Origin of the sequence: Cocleimonas flava (assembly GCF_004339015.1) — a bacterium.
Taxonomy (GTDB): Bacteria; Pseudomonadota; Gammaproteobacteria; order Thiotrichales; family Thiotrichaceae; genus Cocleimonas; species Cocleimonas flava.
Genome location: NZ_SMFQ01000003.1, coordinates 1,128,406 through 1,148,259, shown reverse-complemented (window position 1 = coordinate 1,148,259; position 19,854 = coordinate 1,128,406). Strand labels below are relative to the sequence as shown.

Sequence of the window (19,854 nt, the reverse complement as noted above, 5' to 3'; positions counted from 1 at the left end):
TTAGCGGAAATTTATAAGGAGTAAGTATGGCTGAAACAAAGGCTGATAATTTTGAGATAGATGAAGCAAAATTAGAGGAGATGATTGCCGAAACCGATACTGGTGCAAGAAACCCGGTAGGTGGTGTTGGCAAGTTTATGTTTTGGGTGGCTTTTGCCTGGGCTGTTTTTCAGCTTTGGATCGCGTCACCTTTTATGTACATGTTTTCGGACATAATTCCTGTTTTAAATAACACGGCGACACGTTCGGTTCATTTAGCCTTTGCCATGTTTTTAGGTTTTCTGGCATATCCTGCCCTAAAATCCTCGCCGCGAGATCGTATCCCTATCCAGGACTGGATTATGGGAATCATTGCGATTGTGGTCACGCTCTACTTATGGATGTTTGCTAGAGAGTTAGCAGACAGAGCAGGCTTACCAACTACATTAGACCTGGTCGTTTCCGGAATAGGCGTAGTGCTAGTGCTGGAAGCCGCTAGACGCGCGCTTGGTCCACCACTAATGATCATCGCTATGGTCTTCCTCGCTTATGTCTTCTTTGGGCACCTTGGCCCTGATGTGATGTCTTGGAAGGGAGCGTCGTTCTCTCGTGCTATGAGCCATCTCTGGATCACACAAGAAGGTGTATTCGGTGTTGCCTTGGGTGTTTCAACCAGTATGGTTTTCTTGTTTGTACTATTTGGTTCTTTATTAGAAAAGGCCGGTGCAGGTAATTACTTTATCTGGGTTGCATTCACTTTAATGGGACACCTTAAGGGTGGTCCAGCAAAAGCTGCCGTTGTTTCTTCTGCATTAACAGGTCTGGTTTCTGGTTCTTCAATCGCCAATGTTGTAACAACTGGTACCTTTACCATTCCACTAATGAAACGCGTTGGTTTTTCTTCTGAAAAAGCCGGAGCGGTAGAAGTGGCGTCATCCACTAACGGTCAGTTAACTCCACCAGTTATGGGTGCTGCAGCCTTCTTGATGATTGAGTTTGTTGGTATCTCCTATATCGAAGTTATCAAACACGCCTTTTTACCAGCAATTATCGCTTATATTGCTTTGGTTTATATTGTTCACTTAGAAGCGTGTAAAGCAGGATTAGTTGGATTACCTAGAAAGGTAAAGAAGACGTTTATTCAAAGCCTATTTACCTTTATGACTGTTGTTATCGGCATCATGTTGCTATCTATGGGCATGCATTACGGTCTAGGTTGGTTAAAAGATGTTGCAGGGGATGCAACACCTTGGATAACTGGTGTTTTATTCTGTGTTGCTTATTTTTTCCTATTAAAAATTGCTGTGAAATACCCAGATTTAGGACGTAGCGATCAGATTGATGAACTACCTGAGCCAGGACCTATCGTTAAATCTGGTCTTTATTTCTTACTTCCTGTGGTTACCTTAATCTGGTTATTAACGGTAGAAAGATTGTCTCCTGCGCTTTCGGCATTCTGGGCTTCTTTGGCGATGATATTTGTCTTGCTGACGCATAAATATCTGAAAGGAATCATGCGAAAAGATCATAACCCTGCTCAACATATCGCTGAAGGCTGGAATGATTTTAAAGAAGGCATGGTTGCCGGTTCGCGCAATATGATTGGTATCGGCATTGCAACTGCAGCTGCTGGTTTAATTATCGGTGCAGTAACGCTAACGGGTGTTGGTCTGATACTGGCAGAAGTTGTTGAGTTTATTTCTGGTGGTAACCTAATCGTGATGCTGATGCTCACGGCGGGTATCAGTTTATTATTAGGAATGGGTTTACCGACTACGGCAAACTATATTGTGGTTTCATCGTTGATGGCGCCAGTGATTGTTACTTTAGGTGCGCAATCAGGATTAATCGTTCCATTAATCGCAGTACATCTATTCGTTTTCTACTTTGGTATTCTGGCGGATGATACCCCGCCCGTGGGGTTGGCCGCCTATGCGGCGGCGGCAATTTCGGGTGGTGATCCTATTAAAACCGGTATCCAAGGTTTTATGTACGACATTCGAACCGGCATATTGCCTTTCATGTTCATCTTCAATACCGAACTCTTGATGATAGGCATAACAGGACCAATTCATCTGTTAACGGTGGTGGTGACCGCCACCATTGCAATGCTGTTGTTTGCCGCAGCAACTCAGGGTTGGTTCCTGACGAAAAATAAATGGTGGGAAACGATAGCGCTGGTAGCTATGACGTTCTTGTTGTTCAGACCAGGGTTCTTCATGGATAAGATCTATCCGCCACTTAATGAAGTGGAAGCAAGCACCATCTACCAAGTAACAGACGCATTACCTGACAATGCTCAAATACGTCTTCAGGTTAAAGGTGAAACGCTTGAAGGCAAAGCGGTTGATAAAGTGGTGATGTTGCCAGTCGGAACAAAGGCTGATGGTGATGGTAAAGCAAGATTAGCTAAAGCTGCTGGCCTTGAGCTTCGTGAAGAAGAAGGCAAGTTGATCATTGATAATCTGGCTTTCGGTGGCGTGGCTGAAAAACAAAAACTAGATTTCGATTGGGAAATAGCCAGTGTTAAAATCGAGAATACAGACAGACCAGCAAAACAATGGTTCTATTTAATTGCAATGGCATTATTAGCCGTAGTTTGGTTTGCGCAAAAAGGACGAATCCGCAAGGAAGAAGGCCTACAGGTGAAAAATGCATAATCGATTAAATCTGACAAAGGTAATAACCCATGCTAAATAAAATATTAGTTCCTGTTGATATTGCGACACCTTTAACAACCAAAGCATTGTTAGAGGCTGCCAATGAAATGGCGTTAAAATTTGATTCAAAAATTCGAATTATTTCAGTCATTCCTGACTACGGCATGCCACTAGTCGCTAGCTTTTTTCCTGAGCATGCACAGGATCAGATCAAAGAAGAAACCCGTAAAAAAGTCACTGAACTGGCAGAGCAATATATTACCACTGACGTAAAAATATCGGTAATCAAAGGTCCTAAACGCGTTAATGCTATTCTGAAAGTTGTAGAAGAAACAACTCCAGACTTGGTGATGTTAGGTTGCCGACGTAAAAACTCTCGAGATGAACAAAGGCTTTTGGGCTCTACAACCTTAGCTGTTACAGACCGTGCACATTGTTCTGTGATGGTGGTTAGAAGAGAAGCTGAAGATTAATCTATAACTGCTAGATTGAATAGTAAAAATAGTTAAACAAAATATAGTTACACAAAGAATGGTTAGATAGAGTGGAATAGTTTTTATTTTATTTAAGCATCATTTACTCATCTTTGTTTCGCCTTTCACTATAATAAAGCCTCGAACACATTTTATTGAATTGTATCGGGGCTTTTTTATGGAATTTTCAAGTTGGTTATTGTTTGTCGCCGTCGCCATAGCGGCGGTAATGAGCCCTGGTCCCGCTATTCTTCTGGCGATTTCAAACAGCGTTCGTTTTGGTTTAAGCAAAGTATTTCTATCGACGTTAGGTAATGTCAGTGGTTTGTTTTTATTATCTATTGCTGCCATTTTTGGTTTGGGTGCGGTGCTTAAAACATCTACAACCTTATTTCTTATTGTTAAAGTGATTGGCGCTGCTTACTTAATCTATCTGGGAGTTAAGCAATGGAGAACCAAAGCAAATTTCTTTGATGGAACTATTCCCCAAACAAGTGTCGTAAAGCCTAAATCCATCAAGCGCTATTATCTGGAAGGCTTTTTTATTGCGATGACGAATCCTAAAGCGATTCTATTTTTCACCGCTTTATTTCCGCAGTTTTTAAACACTCAGGAATCACTGTCGATGCAGTTTTTTATTATGACCCTGACGCTTATGCTGATGTCGTTTATTGCCTTGATGACCTATGGCTTGCTTGCGTCCAAAGCGAAGCGCTGGTTTGCTGAAGGTGAAAGAACCAAATGGTTTAATCGAGTTCTAGGCAGTGTATTTATCAGTATTGGGATAGGTGTGCTGCAATTAAAAATAGAACGTTAAGATAAAAATAAGCCCCAAAAAAACGCCCCAAAGTAGGGGGGTGACTTTATTTGATTATTCCGGCATCAATTGTGTATTTTATAGAGGGTTTCGTCGTTGATACATTGAGCATTCCGACATTCAGCGTAAACGTGAATAATTTCGCGAATAGAAAACAATATCAGATTTAGTTTCAGGCAGAAAAAAAGCCCGCAAGGCGGGCTAATACACTTCAGCGTGTAGCGTTATTTATTATTGTTATTGGATTATCTCTTTTTACCTTTGTAAATCTTTTTAAACGCGGTCTTATTAAGCGGTTTGTGAATCAAATACAGTCACAGGAATAACGCCACTGAAATCTAGATGGTTACTACTGACTTTCAGTTGTCCAGCTAAAACATTTGGAATCGATAAAGAACTGTTGTGAGCGGTATTGCCATAGTTATCACTACTAATAGCAGCAACAACAAATTCCATTGATTCCCCGGGAGCGAGCGTTACGCTACTTTGATCAGCATGTTTACCCAGCTTATTGACTTTGATCGCTAAAAATTTATTCACGTTATCCAGATTATGATGCGTAATATTTTCAATCGTCACAGCCTTATTCGTGTGATTGAATAAACTGAGCTTTTCAGTACCGATATGTTGAGTCGGTAATAGGTGGATGTCACACGAGGGCAGAGCAGCTCCCATTAGAGAAGCCTTAGCGCTTGATTTAGCAGCTATAGCTACGCTTGATAGGCCTCCAATTGAAAGCGCTGAGCCATAAGCAAGCCCTTTTAAAAATGTACGTCTTGTTGTATTGGACATGTTAGTTTCCTTGTTGGTTTTTAATCTCAGCTTGTTTGCTATTAACAGCCTGATTTATGCCATTTGAACAGGCACAACTCTGTTAAATATCGAGTGTTCACTGCTAATGTTTACATGATTTTGATCAGTATGAGATGACTGAAGTGCGCCGGCATAACTCTCGTTAAAATCTAATGACTTGATATCAAATGTAATGCGTTCACTGGGTGAAATCGCGATCAGGCCGTTGGTAGCTTCAGATTCGATCTGATTCACTCTAACAATTATCGAACCATTAAATTGCTCTAAGGAAACTGGCTTTAATGCATCTAGCATCACTATTTTGTCGGTCTGGTTGATCAAGGTAACTGTTTCACCGGTCAGCGTTTTTTGTTGCATGATGCTGATGCCAGAATTAGCCATAAAAGCGGATGCTTTCGTACTTGTCATTTTACCTGCTGCTGTGCTTTTAGCTGCATAAGCCAGGCCAGATAGGCCGCCTAAAGATAAGGCAGAAGTATAAGCCGCGCCTTTAAGAAAATTACGACGTGATTTAGTGAAAGTTTTATTAGTCATGATGGGTTCCTCAGGTGACTGTTTGCAGAATAAAAGTGTTCGCAGAATTAAATTTAAGCGACAGCTACATCAACGGTTGAAATAGGTACGATATTATTCAAGGCTGTAAACTCACTAGTAATCACAATGTAATTGCCGGTGGTATCTAATAACGGGCCTAAAACGGAATCGACAGAAAAACCTTGGCGTTCGCCAGGGGATAGACGAATAGATGGCTGATTACTATCTGTGTGTTTATTTATTTTTACCACAGCCCAACCATTCAATAATTCCAGACTGACTGGGTTTGCTGCATCCAGTTCGACGGTTTCGCCGCTTTGGTTGAATAAAATAACGGTTTCTTTATTTGCACTTTTCGATGCGCTTGCAATTTCATCGGCTGATAAAGCCTCATCTGTCGATAACGTTGAGTTCGCTGCCATAGCGACACCGGATAAGCTACCTACTGATAAAGCGGAGGTGTATGCCGCACTCTTTAAAAAATTACGACGTGATTGAGTAAATGGTTTATCAAACATGGTGTCTCCTATTTGGTCGAAGCCGATATGATCTATACTTTTTATACTTTCATTCATCAAATATTGAGTAAGAGCATTACCGAATTTTTATTACACTTTAATCACTATTGTGAAAGGGTATAATTAGCTATAATTAAACGTTCAAACAACAGTTGTTATAACAAGTATATGTCAAAAAGTCAGAATCGTAAAGCCATAATAGGAAAGCCATATCTGGAAGAAGGTATATTCATGTCTGCGGTTGCGCTTGGAGATCAGGCATTATCAGAGTCAAACAAGTTGCTTTCAATCTGGGGAATGACCGCGTTGCAATACAATGCTTTGAAAGTTTTGTATGTGGAAGATAGTCAGGGAGAAGGCTTACCTAGCATGGAAATAGGGCAGCGATTATATACCCGGGTTCCTGATGTTACGCGCCTTTTAGAGCGTATGGTTGATAAAGGCTGGATAACGCGCGAACGTGATGTCGAGAATAAACGAGTGGTCAGATCTAAGCTAACTGACATTGGAATTCAGTTGGTTGAATCCGCCTACTTGCCATTGAAAGAATCAGAATCAAAACAACTGGCGCATTTAACCGATGCTGAAAAAACCGAACTTGCGCGTTTATTGAATAAAGCTAAAAGCTCACCGAGTAATCCGGCAGATAATAAAGACTCTTAAAAAAAGTGCCCCAAAGGTGGGGGGTGGCTTTCTTAGGCTCACCAAGAGCCAAGAAAGTCCGTCATAGATTCCATAAGGAATCGTAGACGTACAATGATCGATCATTGACGGAAATAATTTTAACATCAATCATTCTAGATTTAACGCTCACCAAGAGCCAAGAAAGTCCGTCATAGATTCCATAAGGAATCGTAGACGTACAAAGGTCGATCATTGGCGGAATTAATTTCAACATCAACCATTCTAGATTTAACGCTCACCGAGAGCCAAGAAAGTCCGTCATAGATTCCGTAAGGAATCGTAGACGTACAATGATCGATCATTGACAGAAATAGTTTTAACATCAGCAATTCTAGATTTAACGCTAAGCCCTATAAATCAATTTGTAAATTGAAGGCACAAAAAACAGCGTAACCAATACAGAAAAACTAAGGCCGGCAACAATACTGATCGCCAATGGCTGTAGCATTTCAGAACCTTTACCCAGCGCCATTGCTAAAGGAATCATACCCACGACAGTTGTCAGGGTTGTCATCAAAATTGGGCGTAAGCGAACTTTCGCAGCTTCGATGATCGCCTCAACCATTGAGTTAGCGTGCTCTTTTTTAAGCTCAATGGTTTCTACTAACACGATGGTGTTATTTACCACGATGCCAGCCAGCATGATGGTGCCCAGCCACACAGGCATGGATAAAGGAATACCCGTTACCAGCAAGCCCAGGGCCACACCAATCGCCGCAAATGGCACACTTAACATGATAATGATGGGATCACGCAAAGATTCGTAATGTACAGCCATCACCACAAAAACTAAGAACATCGCGAGCCCTAATAAGATTTGCGAAGTCCTTTGATTTTCTTTTATCGCCTCGAGTTCGCCAGCTTCGTAGATTGAATATCCCGCAGGGAAATCGACATTTTCAAGCGATTTTTCGATATTTGCATAAGCCTCTTCCAGAGTTAAATCCCCGGTGAGACTCGCGGTAATTTCGATCACACGTTGTTGACGATCGCGCATAATGCTTGCGGGTGTTTTCTCCCATTCAAGATTAGCAACCTCAGACAGGCGAACCGGTTGTCGCGGTTCTGTATTGGTAAACAGAATAATCTCACCCAAATCATCCGGGTTGCGTAACTGGCTTCTATCGAGCCGCATCAACACATCAATACTTTTATCGTTTTGAATAAAGTCTGTGACCGTTCGCCCACCCACTGCAAAGCGAATCACATTTCCTATTTCTTCTGTCGATAGCCCTAGTTGTGCGGCGCGTTCACGGTCTACTTTAATCGTCAGTTCCTGATCACTACCTTCACTGGAATGTTGCACATTACGAATACCAGCAGTGCCGTTTAACGACTCAACCGCCTGATCAGCCAGGGATTCTAAAACCAGTAGGTTCTGGCCTTTAATACGCAGGTTAAGATCGTCTTCACCTTGCGAAACCCGAATTCCACGAATACCCTGATTTCTGATTCTTACTTTAACGCCAGCGAGTTCTTCTTTAGTGATGGCTGCATTCGCGAGTTTTATCCATTGGTCTACCGCTATCGCTTTTTCACTTTTATCTAATAACACTTTGATGTCTGCGCGATTACTTCTTTCATAGGTCGAACGCCCATAAACACCACCGCCAACCAAGGTAAACAGCGAATCGACATCAGGTAGTTCCGTAATCAGTGACTCTATTTTTTTGGTTAAGGTATCCATTTCATCGAGAGAAATACCCGGATCAGCCGTTAAGCGAATAGAGACTTCACCATTCTCCATTTTAGGCAAGAACTCAAACTTGCTGTCCTGAAAAACCGGAATACTGAAGGCGAAGACGGCTAAAAACAGAATGATAACCAGTAATGGCATTTTGAGTGCAATGCTCAAGAACCAACCATAAACGTTCTGTAAAAGTTTGATAGTGGCATCAAACGCGCGACGTAAAATACCTTCTTTGGATTTCGCAGGCACTCTGGCCGCCAGCGCGGGCACTAAGGTAATCGCGACTAATAACGATGCAACGATTGCGGATGAGATTGTGAAGATCAACTCACGGAACAATAAACCTATCAAACCACCGATGAATAAAAAGGGCAGTACCGCCGCCAGATTGGTCGTTGTCGAAGCGATGATTGCGCTATTAACTTCAGAGGACGCAACCACCGCTTGATCGAGTGAATCTTCGTTTTCTTTCTGGTGTCGATAAATATTTTCGAGCATCACGATGGTGTTATCAACCAGCATACCAATGCCTAAAGCCAAGCCACCCAAGGTCATGATGTTGAGGGTCAAGCCGCCCATAGACATAAAAATCATCGTGACTAAAACCGCAATCGGAATCGCGCTACCAATAATCAGCGTACGACGAATATTGCCGAGAAATATATACACCACCAGCATTGCCAGGATTGCACCTGTCAGCGCAGATGAGGAAGCATTCTTTAACGATTGGCGAATATACTGTGCCTGATCATCAACCCGTTTGATCGTGATGTCTTCGGGTATTTGGCCGCGCTCGGCTAATTTCTCAAGCTCATTCGCAACCCCGTCATAAACACTTACCGTATTTGCCTGAGGCTGTTTTTGTAAGGAGACTTTTAAGCCAGGCTCACCGTTCAGGCGAATACGAACCTTTTCATCCGCCATACCATCTTGTACAAACGCCACGTCTTTGATGCGTAAAATATTATCGGCCGAATCAGAGGTGACGGGTAAGGGCAGGTTTTCAATATCATTAACCGAATTAAAGCGCGATGCAGTTCGCCCGCTTATCTCGCCACTTTCAGAATAAAATCGGCCCGCAGGTGTGTCTTGATTATTTTCTTGAATGACTTCCGAAATGTCGGTGATATCAAGTTTATAGGCGGCCAGTTTATTCGAATCGGTAATCACCTGAATTTCACGCTGCCTGCCACCACCGACTTCAATCGAGGCTACACCCGGCAGGTTTAACAGCCATTTTGACAGCGTATAATTGCCCCAGTCATCCAGTTCTACCGATGTCCTCGTGGGTGAACTCAATACATACTCCGCAATAGGGCGTTGCGAAGGGTCACGTTTATAAATAACGGGCGGATCAATCGAATCAGGTAAAAAGCGTTTTGCACGATCCAGTCGAGTACTTGCGTCGCGCAGCGCCACATCGATATCGGTGCCATAGGCAAATGACAGGTCAACCGCAGAACGACCTTCCTGTGTAGTCGATATAACTGAAATAGCACCTTCAGTAATCGCCAGTTGTTCTTCCAGTTGGCGTGTGATCTCATCTTCCATGATCGTTGCGGGCACACCAGCGTCGATGATACGCGTGCGCACTTCGGGGTAGATAATCTCTGGTAACAAATCGATATTGAGTTTACTGAGTGAAAATAGTCCAAGGATGATGATAGTCAACATCAACATAATCACACCAATCGGGTGAAATATCGCCCAGCCAGCTATGCCTGCCGAGTGCTTCATCAGTTAACCATGTCCTTAATCTTGTTCAAGGTACTGTTCCATGTTTTACTCAGGCGACCACTGAAAGTGTTCGCATTATCTGGCTTAGTCGCTGGTTTATTATTGGGTGTTTCAGATTGTGTCGCGGTATCTTCAGAGGTATCGAGCTCTCCAGATACTTTCACCGCTTTACCATTTTGCAAACCTAAAAAGCCGCGTGTAATAACTTTGTCGTTGAGTTTTATGCCGCTGGTAATTTCAACTTTTCCAGAGATATAGGCAGAGCTGGTGACAGCCTGTCGATGTGCTTTGCCATCTTCCTTTAACAAGAAAACATACTCACCGTCACCGTCTCGTTTGAGTGCCGCAAGAGGGATCAGGATTCGATCCTTGGTCGCTCCTTTAATCTCGGCGAGTACCGATTGCCCTGAATACAGATTCTTAGGAATGCTGTCGAAGGTGATTTCTACGGTCGCTTGTCGTGTACTAGGGTGTAGTTTGGGGTAGATACGTGAAATTTTACCTGCATATTTTTCACCAGAAGACGGGATAATGATGGTCGCAGGTGCATTCATTTTTAAGCTAGGCAGGGCGGTTTCACTGATCTGCACTTTAGCCACCAACGAGTTGTCATTGCTCAGGGTAAGTAAATGTTGCTGAGCCGAAACGGCATCCCCTTCGTTTGCAAAGCGGTCGGTAACAATTCCTGAGAATGGGGCGTTAATCGTAAAATAACTTAAACGGATGTCGAGCAGGTTTTTCTCTGCGTTATAAATTGCGAGTTGTGTTTTTGCCTGATCTAACTCATTAGTCCCCAAAGCCTGTTTTTTGACCAGTACCTGAATACGGTTTAAGTCGGTCTTTGCCTGGCTAATTTGTGCCAATAATCTGGTTTTTTCTGCGCGTAATAAACGATCATCCAGATGCACCAGTACTTGATTTTTCTTAACGTAATCGCCTTCTTTGAAGGGAAAAGAATCGATGCGGCCTTTTTCCTGATTATAGATATTTACCAGTTCATTAAAATACAGCGAGCCGTACCAGTTATTCGCAGTATTGGATTTTGTCGCCTCGGCTTGAGTTACCTCGACCAAATGGATCGCTTTTTTCTTATCGGCAGCAGTTGCTGGTGTAATGCTCGTGGCTGTAATCATTATTACTAAGCCAAGCATGCCGATCAAAAAATTGAGTGATATCCGGTGGGGCATTAGATGTAATATCCTGATTAAGACTAAGGTTGCTGCAATTTTAACACTGTGTACTATCATCCAACTATAATTAAGTCATTTCTCTTAATCACTACTTAGCCGTTCGATTAAAAAACAGCCTATAAGTAGGGGGTGTCTTTTTATAATTAAATATATACTCTGAAACGCTTAAATTGCTCTATATTCACTACTTAAAGATTATAGATTTATAGAGAACTTTTTCTCAAACTTTACATAAAATTACAATATCAAATTATGGCTAAAATCAATCCAGATGTAGACTTTATTCCGCTTAATATCGCCGTGATGGTGGTCTCAGACTCACGCGATGAAAGTGATGATAAGTCAGGGAAAATGTTAGAAAAATTACTCACCGCTGATGGGCATAATCTTGCAGAAAAAAAGATTGTGATCGATGATATTTACGAAATCAGAGCGGCTGTCTCTCAATGGATTGCTGATCCTGATGTGCATGCGGTTATCACCACCGGCGGAACCGGTTTAACGGGTAGAGATGTCACCCCGGAAGCGATGAAGGTTTTATACGATAAGGAAATCGAAGGTTTTGGCGAAGTATTCCGCATGATCTCTTATGACCTTATCAAAACCTCTACCATTCAGTCTCGCGCGATAGCAGGGTTGGCGAATGGCACAGTGCTTTTCACCCTTCCAGGGTCGCCGGGTGCGTGTAAAGACGGCTGGCAAGAAATCATAAAACATCAATTAGATGTACGTGTAATGCCATGTAACTTAGTACAAATGATGCCAAGGTTTAAAGAAAAGTAATATGTCAGATTTGCAGAAAAATCAAACAGCTATTAATGCTGCTACTAATGTCGCAACCAGTGCCGATGATTCTTGTGACTACAAGCAAACACTACTGGCTATCGATGATGTATTAAACGTTTTGCGCGATAAAGCAAAAACCGTTAACAGCGTTGAAACAATATCCGTCCTCAAAGCGCGTACTCGTATTCTGGCGGAAGATATAACGTCTACGATCAACGTACCACCCGCGGACAATAGCGCCATGGATGGTTATGCGTTTAATGCAGCAGATATCGCTGACGCAGCTACAACATCAGCAGATGGCTTTGATGTTAGCCAGCGTATTTGTGCGGGTGATTTTGGTGAGCCACTCAATAAAGGCACAGTAGCCAGAATATTTACCGGAGCCCCCATTCCAGCCGGCGCAGATACGGTCGTGATGCAGGAAAACTGCGATCGACAGGGCGATAAAGTCGTCATCCAGTCAATCCCACAGGCGGGCTCGAATGTTCGCAAAGCAGGTGAGGATATCAAACAAGGGGATGTGATTCTAAAAGCAGGGCACAAACTACGCCCTCAAGATTTAGGTTTGGTCGCCTCGGTTGGCATATCAGAGTTATCCGTTAAACGACGTTTAAAGGTTGCGATTTTCTTTACCGGTGATGAATTACGCCAACCGGGAGAAACTCTGGGGCCAGGGCAAATCTATAACTCTAACCGTTTCACCTTAAATGGCTTATTGGAAAGCCTGAATTGCGAAGTCATCGACTTGGGTATTATCGAAGATAACCTCGCCGCGACAGAAGCAGCCTTACTGGAGGCGGCAGCAAAAGCGGATCTGGTAATGACCAGTGGCGGTGTCTCGGTGGGTGAAGAAGACCATATCAGAAAAGCGTTAGAAGCCAATGGTGAGCTTGGTTTATGGCGAGTCAATATCAAACCGGGCAAGCCATTTGTGTTTGGTGAAATACACCATCAATCAGGAAATACCGCCTTTATGGGATTGCCAGGAAACCCCGTTTCGGTGTTTGCCACATTCTGTATTTTTGCGCGTCCCTACATTCTTAAAAAGCAGGGCTCAAACGAACAGCCACCAAAGAGCTTTATGGTAGAAAGTGGTTTTGAAATCAACAAAAAAGAAACACGTAATGAGTATTTACGTGCGCGTCTCGATTATGACGATGCAGGTAAGGCAAGTATCACGCTATATCCCAACCAGAGTTCAGGAGTGCTAACTTCGGCAAGCTGGGGGAATGGATTCGCTTTTGTGCCGGCTCAAACGCTAGTCTCAAAGGGTGATTTGATTCAATTTACGCCTTTTAGTGAATTATCAATTGGCTAAACGTCTTTGTTTAACAATATAAACTTAAAGTAAGAAATGCAACGCAACAGAGTGCGATGGCTCTAGGTATAAGTAGATAAAAATGGATAAAAATAAGCTAGCAGTTATTTATGCCTTATTAGCCGTAGGAATGTGGTCGACGGTCGCAACAGCCTTCAAACTAGGCTTACAGCAGATGACATTATTGCAATTGCTGATGGGTGCGAGTTTTTTCTCGTGGTTAACTCTGGGCAGTTTTTTAACCTGGAAAGGTGAGTTAAAAACGGCGATAAGCACAATCCCTAAAAACGTCAAAGCTATTCTGGTTTTGGCCTTACTCAACCCTGTTTTATATTATCTGGTGTTATTCAAAGCTTACGATTTATTGCCAGCGCAGGTGGCGCAATCACTGAATTATACCTGGGCGATAACGCTGACTATTTTATCCGTGCCGCTGTTAGGTCATAAGCTGAATAAGAAAGACATAATCGCGATTCTGCTAGGTTATGTCGGTGTTGTGTTTATATCCATCAGTGGCAAAAGCATTTCAGGCGAATTAAGTTACTTCGGCGTATTTTTAGCCTTATTCAGTACCATTATCTGGGCGGGTTACTGGTTATTAAACGCGCGAGATACAAGGCCACCTGTGGTTAAACTATTCCAGAGCTTTACCTTCGCTGTACCTATCTTAATCATCATCACCCTGATATTTGAAGGATTGCCGCAAAGCGTTAATGCTAAACAGTTAATGAGTGTTGTTTACATCGGTTTATTCGAAATGGGCTTGGCCTTTATGTGCTGGCAAATGGCATTACACCTAACCGATAAAGTCAGCAGTATTAGTACACTGATCTTCCTGTCGCCCTTCGTCAGCTTATTTATTATCAATCAGGTACTTGGCGAACCATTGCAATGGATGACCTTTATGGGCTTAGGTTTGATTATTGTTGGGATTATGATTCAGCAGTCCGCCAGTAAAACCAAAGCATAAGGTTCCAATCCTTTTTAAAAAAAAGGGCTTATAAGTAGGGGGGGTGCCAATACAATCCCTCTCTATCTCTCTCTCTTAATCTGGACCAAGCTAGCTGAGAAGTGATTTTGTACAGTATTTAGTTTACTTGACGTCTATCAAGCTAAGATTTTAGCAACAACATATAATCTCATTCATCAATCGATGAGATATTGAGAATGCTCGCAACTACAACTTTTCCTTCCATTGCTATCGTCGACGACGATGAGTCAATTTTAGATTCCCTTGAAATGGTGTTAGAAAACCAGCATTGGGATACGCAAACGTATATCAGTGGTAGTGCGTTCCTTGCTGATTTCGGCCAATATCAGCCTGATTGTATTATTCTGGATGCACACTTCCCCGGTCTTAGGGGCGTAGAAGTGGTCAAATCTATCAAAAGCCTGAATAAAACCATCCCCATCATTATCTTAACCGCATACCCCAAAGCGCCGGAAACTCTTGAAATAGAGGAATTGGGCGTAGTGGAAGTCTTGGCTAAGCCGATTACCGCTGAAATCCTTATCGAGCATGTAGAACGTATCCTGGTCTAGTTCAGATATAGTTCTAGTATTAGTAAAGTATACAAAGCTATAAATACCTTCGTATAGACAGCTCACAGACAACTCACGTCCTGATAGACTCAATCAGAGAGAGCAATTGATTGATATTAATGGGCTTATGCAACACCGTGTAATTCGGCAAGTTCTCATCATTAATTTTTTCTGCAGAAGTCTCACCCGTCATAATGACCGCGGGCAAATCTTCATTATATTTAGCGCGAATTTTGGTGATTAATTCGACGCCATTCATATCCGGCATATTGTAATCTGATACCAGAAAGTCTGGTTTAATACCTTCATCAAGCTTGGTTAAAGCTTCAGGTCCATTATTGGCCGTGATGACATTCACATCAAAAGCGGTCAGCAATTCCATCATCGCATCAACAATAGCAGGGTCGTCATCCACAATAAGTATTGTCGGATCTATTTCTGTAGAAGAATTAAAGTGAATCGTTTCCTGTTCCGTATCAATCACTTCTTGCGAGTCACTTAAAGGAATATCGACACTAAAAGTAGAACCCACTCCAACCACAGATTCAGCGCAAACAGGTAGCTCCAGCAAACGCGCAATATGCTTTACAATCGATAGCCCAAGCCCTAAGCCTTTGCTGCGGTTGCGTACGGCATTATCCAGCTGCACAAATTCATCAAACACTCTTTCCAGTGCTTCATCGGGTATACCGACGCCCGTATCGTTGACAGAAACACGAATAACACCATCGGCAAGAATACCTTTGACCGTGATCTTGCCTGTCTCGGTATAACGAATGGAGTTAGTAATAAAGTTTTCGATGATCCGCTGTAGCAACACAGGGTCAGTGTGAATCATGCAATCCAGTCCTTCACACAAAAACACTAAGCCTTTCTCTTCGGCGAGTGGGGCATTGTCTGCTATCAGCTTATTAAGGACTTCAGATAATCTAATGTCACGTTTATCTGCAGTAACAGAACCAGATTCAAGCGTAGAAATATCCAGCAAGGCATCCAGCAATTCGCCCATGGTATCCAGAGACAGATTCATCTTCTGACTTAGTTGAATCGCTTTAGGTTGGTCCAGCTTGCTGCTAAGCGCAGAAAGATAAAGCCTTAACGCCTGCAATGGTTGTCTAAGGTCATGGCTGGCAGCCGCTAGAAAACGCGTTTTAGCGGCGGTCGCATCTTCCGCTGTTTTTCTCGCGAGTTGAAGTTCTTCTTCGGATGCTTTTCTTGCAGAAATATCGCGGATTGCTGCTGCAACCAGCGAACCTTCTACCGTCTCTATCGGGCTAAGGCTGATCTCAATGGGTATTTCTTTGCCGTCCTTAGTCGTCGCTGATAAATCCAGACCTATCCCCATACCGCGCGTTTTAGGATTATCAGAAAAGTGTTTGCGGTGTTTGGCATGACTGTCTCGATAGCGGCTAGGCACCAACATATCCACACTCATGTTTTTCATTTCTTCTTTGGAATAGCCAAACAGTTTTACCATTTGTTTATTCGCCACCTGAATCACACCAGAATCATCAACAATCACCGTCGCATCAGGTGCAGAATCCAGAAACGCGTGTGCCTTTATCAAATCAACATTGTTCTGTGTTTGTTTGGTGATATCGATAATGATGGCGACATATACCGATCTATCTTGAAAGTGCAGTTTCTGTATATGCGCTTCTACCAGATAGGTACTCCCGTCTTTGCGAAGGTGAGTGGTATTAAACTGAATTCTTTGTTCTTTTCCTGACGATAAAGGTTCTAGCACCTTCATAAAACTGTCGTAATCGTGCTCGGGCTTTATATCGACGGGTGTCATCGTCATCAGCTCTTCCGAGCTATAACCCAAATTCTGACGCGCACCTCGATTAACCTGAATAAAACTTAAATTGCAGGCATCAAAAATAAAAAATTCATTGAGAGAATCTTCCAAAACCGTACTTAAATCGAAGACACGGTCTTTGGTTGGTGATTCATTGATGGTTTGGTTTAAGTGGGTATCTTCAGGATTTTTTGACATATAGTCTCTTTAATAATGAATGGATATCAGTGATGTAGACTACTGTCTGACAGTACTTGGTTAATAGTACTTAGCTAACAGCACTTAATTAATAGCACTTAGTTAGCTGTTAAATGAATTATAGTAAAAAAAGCGGCAGAAAAAAGAGGTAAAAAAGCGGCAAAAATAAAACCAGAAGAATGCTACTGAGAAGAGTTTGCCAGCAACAACACTTTAATCAAAGCCGCCGTCGATTTCACATTCATCTTTTCCAGTAATTTCGCGCGATGGTTTTCTACCGTGCGCTGACTAATTCCCATCATCGAAGCAATCACCTTATTGGGGTGGCCTTCAGAGACCAGTTCCAGCGCTTCTTTTTCACGATCTGTCAGAGAATTAAGATTATCCAGTACCAACTTCTTTTCAATATTCTTATCGTAAGACTTTTTCGCGTATTCCATCGTGGTGTGAATACAATCTAGCAACTCCTGATCACGAAACGGTTTTTGAATGAATTCAATAGCGCCGTGTTTTATCGCTTCTATTGCCATCGGCACGTCAGCATGACCGGTAATAAAAATGATGGGTAGGGTAGAGCCTTGTTCTTTAAGATTTTTTTGTAGCTCTAAACCGCTCATGCCAGGCATTCTGATATCCAGCACCAGACAACCAGCCATTTCCTGATTATGTTCAGTTAAAAAAGCATCGGCAGACTCGTAGCCAACCGCCTTAATACCTACCGAATCTAAAAGTTCTACTAAAGAATCTCTTACTGCAAAGTCATCATCGACAATATGTACCAGGAATTCTGCAGTCATTTTTTGCCTGTAATCAGTAGTTGTTTATGCAAGTTGGGGTTCTCTCTGTCTTTATATAGTGATGAATATAAAAATTAGAATTTTAGAATATTCTAGCCTAGCTAAATAATAAAATCGAAAGCTTAGTAAAGAGTAAGGCTATTTTTTATAAAAACAAAAAATAAATAAAAAAACAGTCAATTTATTAAAAATAAATGCAATTTTTAATAAGGTATAACTTGATGAATATCATGTGCTTATCAAAAGGTATAGGTATTTATACGCATAGCCTGTTCTGAATCTACGGATACCCGATGCAGTGCGAATTAGATAAATTGCAATCACACATCGGAAGGAGAGGAAATAAAATGAGTCATCTACACAACAATACACAAATCAATAACATCAACAGCCTAGGTATTAATGGCGCAAAAGATTCGAACGCATTTGTTATAAGAGAACATGAATTCCTTTTTAAAATGGGGGATCAACTAGAAGGCATTTACCGAGTAAACTCAGGTTCGGTTAAAATCTTCAAAACCTCAGAAGCAGGCAATGACCAAATCATCCGTTTTTGTATGCCAGGTGACCTCATCGGATTAGATGGTTTAGCCGATGGATTTAGCCGATCTACCGTTGTTACACTAGAAACGTCTAATCTGACACTGATCCCATTTAAATCCATACTCAATAAAGATCTAAACAGAGACAAAAACTTCGATTACCCTGATTTCATCCATCAGCTAGGCGTTAATTTTAATCACGATATCGAATACTCAATGATGTTATCGCAATGTGCCGATCGCAGACTCGCATGGTTTTTAATCAACTATTCAGATGGCCTAAAGAAGCGCGGACAAAGAGCAAACGAATTCACCGTGCCGATGAAGCGCACAGACATCGCACTATACCTGGGCATGGCAGTTGAAACCCTAAGCCGTGAATTAGCGACTTTCTGCAAACGCGGATTGTTGAAAAAATACCTACGCAATATCGAATTGCTCGATATCGAAGCGATTAGAAATATCGCGAATGGTAATGAGGCACAGCAAGCGCAAGAACAAAAGCAGCAAGATATAGCAGCTTAGTAGCATAGTAGCATAGTAGCTTGGCAGCAAAGCTGCGTAAAAATTTAGAAAAATTACTCTCAGAAAGGCCCGAACAAAGATAACAATGTTATTGATGTTTGGGCCTTTTTTTATGGGTGGAGTTAAGGTTTCGTAGCTGAAGCTACGAGTTACCTTTTTGTCTACAGCAACACAGTACTCTAGTTACTTATTATTTAGGACTTCAGCGATTCAATAAATGTTTAGCCACTAGGCGTGACATGCAGGAAATGGAGTTCCCTTTCCAAGTGTCACAACAACGTGGATGAATATTTCTTGATTCGCCCAAAGGGAGCAATCCAAAGCCCACAATACGTCGTTATGGTTATTGATAAGGACTCACCATTATCTTCAAACCATGCCTCGTCTTGTGAGCTTTGGATTAGCTCTGTATTTCTAAATAATAGGTAACTAGAGTACACCGTAACCCCAAAAATGCCGTTAATTTTACAACGTACTAATACGGTAAGTGTTAGGGGAAACAATGGGGATGAAGGGAACTCGCTCCGGAGACTTTCTAAGGATTGCGACCGTTACGAGAATAAATATGATTAATGTAAATTTTTCAATCAGACGAGGCGAATAGCCGTAGCTATTTAACGAGTTTGATTGGGAAAGATACATAATAAGATTTAATCGCAGTAGGTTAGACTATCCTTAGATAGCCTCCTACTCGCTCAAACAACCTTCATCCTAGCCCATTGTTTCTTGAGATTGTCTTGGATCAAACCTAGACGTTAAAATCGATATTTAGATTAAGCTTTAAGACACCCCCCGACTTTGGGGCAGTTTTTTAAAAAAGTGTTTGTAAGTGGGGAGGTAGCTTTTCTAGGCTCACCAAGAGCCAGAAAAGTCCGTCGTAGATTCCGCAAGGAATCGTCGACGTACAGGGTTAGCGCTTGGGATGAAGTTAACTAGTAGTGAGAAGCTTTTTGGTTTGTAACGCTTCTGCGCATTCTGTTTTATCTTTTTCTTAAAAATGAGACTTTCTTCACAGCCTTTATCCAAAGTAGCAGTTACATTATTTCAACCAACTTTAAGGAAATTGGTTTTTATATATAAGGTCCTGGTTTGTCGACGGTATCCAAATCTGACACTAGGGCTGTAACTCAAAATGGAGAAAAAAATGCGTAAAATAATCGTTCAAGTATGTCTAATCATGACCATAATGTTCAGTCTATCAGCGAAAGCAGATGATCCCGTCCCGTCAACACAAACAAAGGTCTGTA

17 protein-coding genes are annotated in these 19,854 nt (G+C 42.0%); 9 read left to right on the top strand and 8 right to left on the bottom strand.

Features of this window, described 5'->3' with window-relative positions; all coding sequences use genetic code 11:
- The first annotated feature begins 26 nt into the window (after positions 1-26).
- The 3 genes from EV695_RS11170 (at position 27) to EV695_RS11160 (ending at position 3,929) form a co-directional block, all read left to right on the top strand.
- On the top strand, positions 27-2,639 hold the full coding sequence (locus EV695_RS11170) for a TRAP transporter permease (RefSeq protein ID WP_131905996.1): 2,613 nt from the start codon (positions 27-29) through the stop codon (positions 2,637-2,639).
- 29 nt (positions 2,640-2,668) lie between these two features.
- Positions 2,669-3,112: a universal stress protein gene (locus tag EV695_RS11165; protein WP_131905995.1), complete on the top strand. Its 444-nt coding sequence runs from the start codon at positions 2,669-2,671 to the stop codon at positions 3,110-3,112.
- A 178-nt stretch (positions 3,113-3,290) separates the two neighbouring features.
- Positions 3,291-3,929, top strand: a complete 639-nt coding sequence (locus EV695_RS11160) for a LysE family translocator (RefSeq protein WP_131905994.1) — start codon at positions 3,291-3,293, stop codon at positions 3,927-3,929.
- A 288-nt stretch (positions 3,930-4,217) separates the two neighbouring features.
- On the opposite strand, the gene EV695_RS11155 is transcribed toward EV695_RS11160, so the two are convergent.
- From EV695_RS11155 to EV695_RS11145, 3 genes are read right to left on the bottom strand one after another with little or no spacing between them, the layout of a single operon-like run.
- Positions 4,218-4,721, bottom strand: a complete 504-nt coding sequence (locus tag EV695_RS11155; protein ID WP_131905993.1) for a hypothetical protein — start codon at positions 4,719-4,721, stop codon at positions 4,218-4,220.
- 54 nt (positions 4,722-4,775) lie between these two features.
- Complete coding sequence (locus EV695_RS11150; RefSeq protein WP_131905992.1) at positions 4,776-5,276, bottom strand: hypothetical protein; 501 nt, start codon at positions 5,274-5,276, stop codon at positions 4,776-4,778.
- 53 nt (positions 5,277-5,329) lie between these two features.
- Positions 5,330-5,794 (bottom strand): hypothetical protein, encoded by a 465-nt coding sequence (locus EV695_RS11145; RefSeq protein WP_131905991.1) that lies wholly within the window; start codon positions 5,792-5,794, stop codon positions 5,330-5,332.
- Between the two features lie 168 nt (positions 5,795-5,962).
- Between EV695_RS11145 and EV695_RS11140 the strand changes: the two genes are divergently transcribed.
- Positions 5,963-6,457, top strand: coding sequence for a MarR family winged helix-turn-helix transcriptional regulator (locus EV695_RS11140; RefSeq protein WP_131905990.1), 495 nt, complete (start codon positions 5,963-5,965; stop codon positions 6,455-6,457).
- Between the two features lie 170 nt (positions 6,458-6,627).
- Here EV695_RS11140 and EV695_RS20170 read toward each other — a convergent pair whose 3' ends face one another.
- From EV695_RS20170 to EV695_RS11130, 3 genes are read right to left on the bottom strand one after another with little or no spacing between them, the layout of a single operon-like run.
- On the bottom strand, positions 6,628-6,801 hold the full coding sequence (locus tag EV695_RS20170; protein WP_165874689.1) for a hypothetical protein: 174 nt from the start codon (positions 6,799-6,801) through the stop codon (positions 6,628-6,630).
- A 20-nt stretch (positions 6,802-6,821) separates the two neighbouring features.
- Positions 6,822-9,905 (bottom strand): efflux RND transporter permease subunit, encoded by a 3,084-nt coding sequence (locus tag EV695_RS11135; protein WP_131905989.1) that lies wholly within the window; start codon positions 9,903-9,905, stop codon positions 6,822-6,824.
- Entirely contained in the window at positions 9,905-11,038 is a 1,134-nt protein-coding gene (locus EV695_RS11130) for an efflux RND transporter periplasmic adaptor subunit (RefSeq protein ID WP_165874688.1), read from the bottom strand. Before EV695_RS11130 ends, EV695_RS11135 begins: the two co-directional genes overlap by 1 nt.
- Before the next feature lie 309 nt (positions 11,039-11,347).
- On the opposite strand from EV695_RS11130, the gene moaB reads away from it, so the two are divergent.
- From moaB to EV695_RS11110, 4 genes are all read left to right on the top strand, one after another.
- Positions 11,348-11,878: a molybdenum cofactor biosynthesis protein B gene (gene moaB, locus EV695_RS11125; protein WP_131905987.1), complete on the top strand. Its 531-nt coding sequence runs from the start codon at positions 11,348-11,350 to the stop codon at positions 11,876-11,878.
- A 1-nt stretch (position 11,879) separates the two neighbouring features.
- On the top strand, positions 11,880-13,202 hold the full coding sequence (locus EV695_RS11120) for a molybdopterin molybdotransferase MoeA (RefSeq protein ID WP_131905986.1): 1,323 nt from the start codon (positions 11,880-11,882) through the stop codon (positions 13,200-13,202).
- Positions 13,203-13,284: 82 nt separating this feature from the next.
- Positions 13,285-14,172: a DMT family transporter gene (locus EV695_RS11115; RefSeq protein WP_131905985.1), complete on the top strand. Its 888-nt coding sequence runs from the start codon at positions 13,285-13,287 to the stop codon at positions 14,170-14,172.
- 197 nt (positions 14,173-14,369) lie between these two features.
- Positions 14,370-14,744: a response regulator transcription factor gene (locus EV695_RS11110; protein ID WP_131905984.1), complete on the top strand. Its 375-nt coding sequence runs from the start codon at positions 14,370-14,372 to the stop codon at positions 14,742-14,744.
- A gap of 73 nt (positions 14,745-14,817) precedes the next feature.
- Here the strand turns inward: EV695_RS11110 and EV695_RS11105 are convergent, their stop codons facing one another.
- Both EV695_RS11105 and EV695_RS11100 read right to left on the bottom strand, forming a co-directional pair.
- Complete coding sequence (locus EV695_RS11105) at positions 14,818-16,743, bottom strand: PAS domain-containing hybrid sensor histidine kinase/response regulator (RefSeq protein ID WP_131905983.1); 1,926 nt, start codon at positions 16,741-16,743, stop codon at positions 14,818-14,820.
- A gap of 182 nt (positions 16,744-16,925) precedes the next feature.
- Complete coding sequence (locus EV695_RS11100; protein ID WP_131905982.1) at positions 16,926-17,540, bottom strand: response regulator transcription factor; 615 nt, start codon at positions 17,538-17,540, stop codon at positions 16,926-16,928.
- 347 nt (positions 17,541-17,887) lie between these two features.
- On the opposite strand from EV695_RS11100, the gene EV695_RS11095 reads away from it, so the two are divergent.
- Positions 17,888-18,607, top strand: a complete 720-nt coding sequence (locus EV695_RS11095; RefSeq protein ID WP_165874687.1) for a Crp/Fnr family transcriptional regulator — start codon at positions 17,888-17,890, stop codon at positions 18,605-18,607.
- Positions 18,608-19,854: the final 1,247 nt, after the last annotated feature.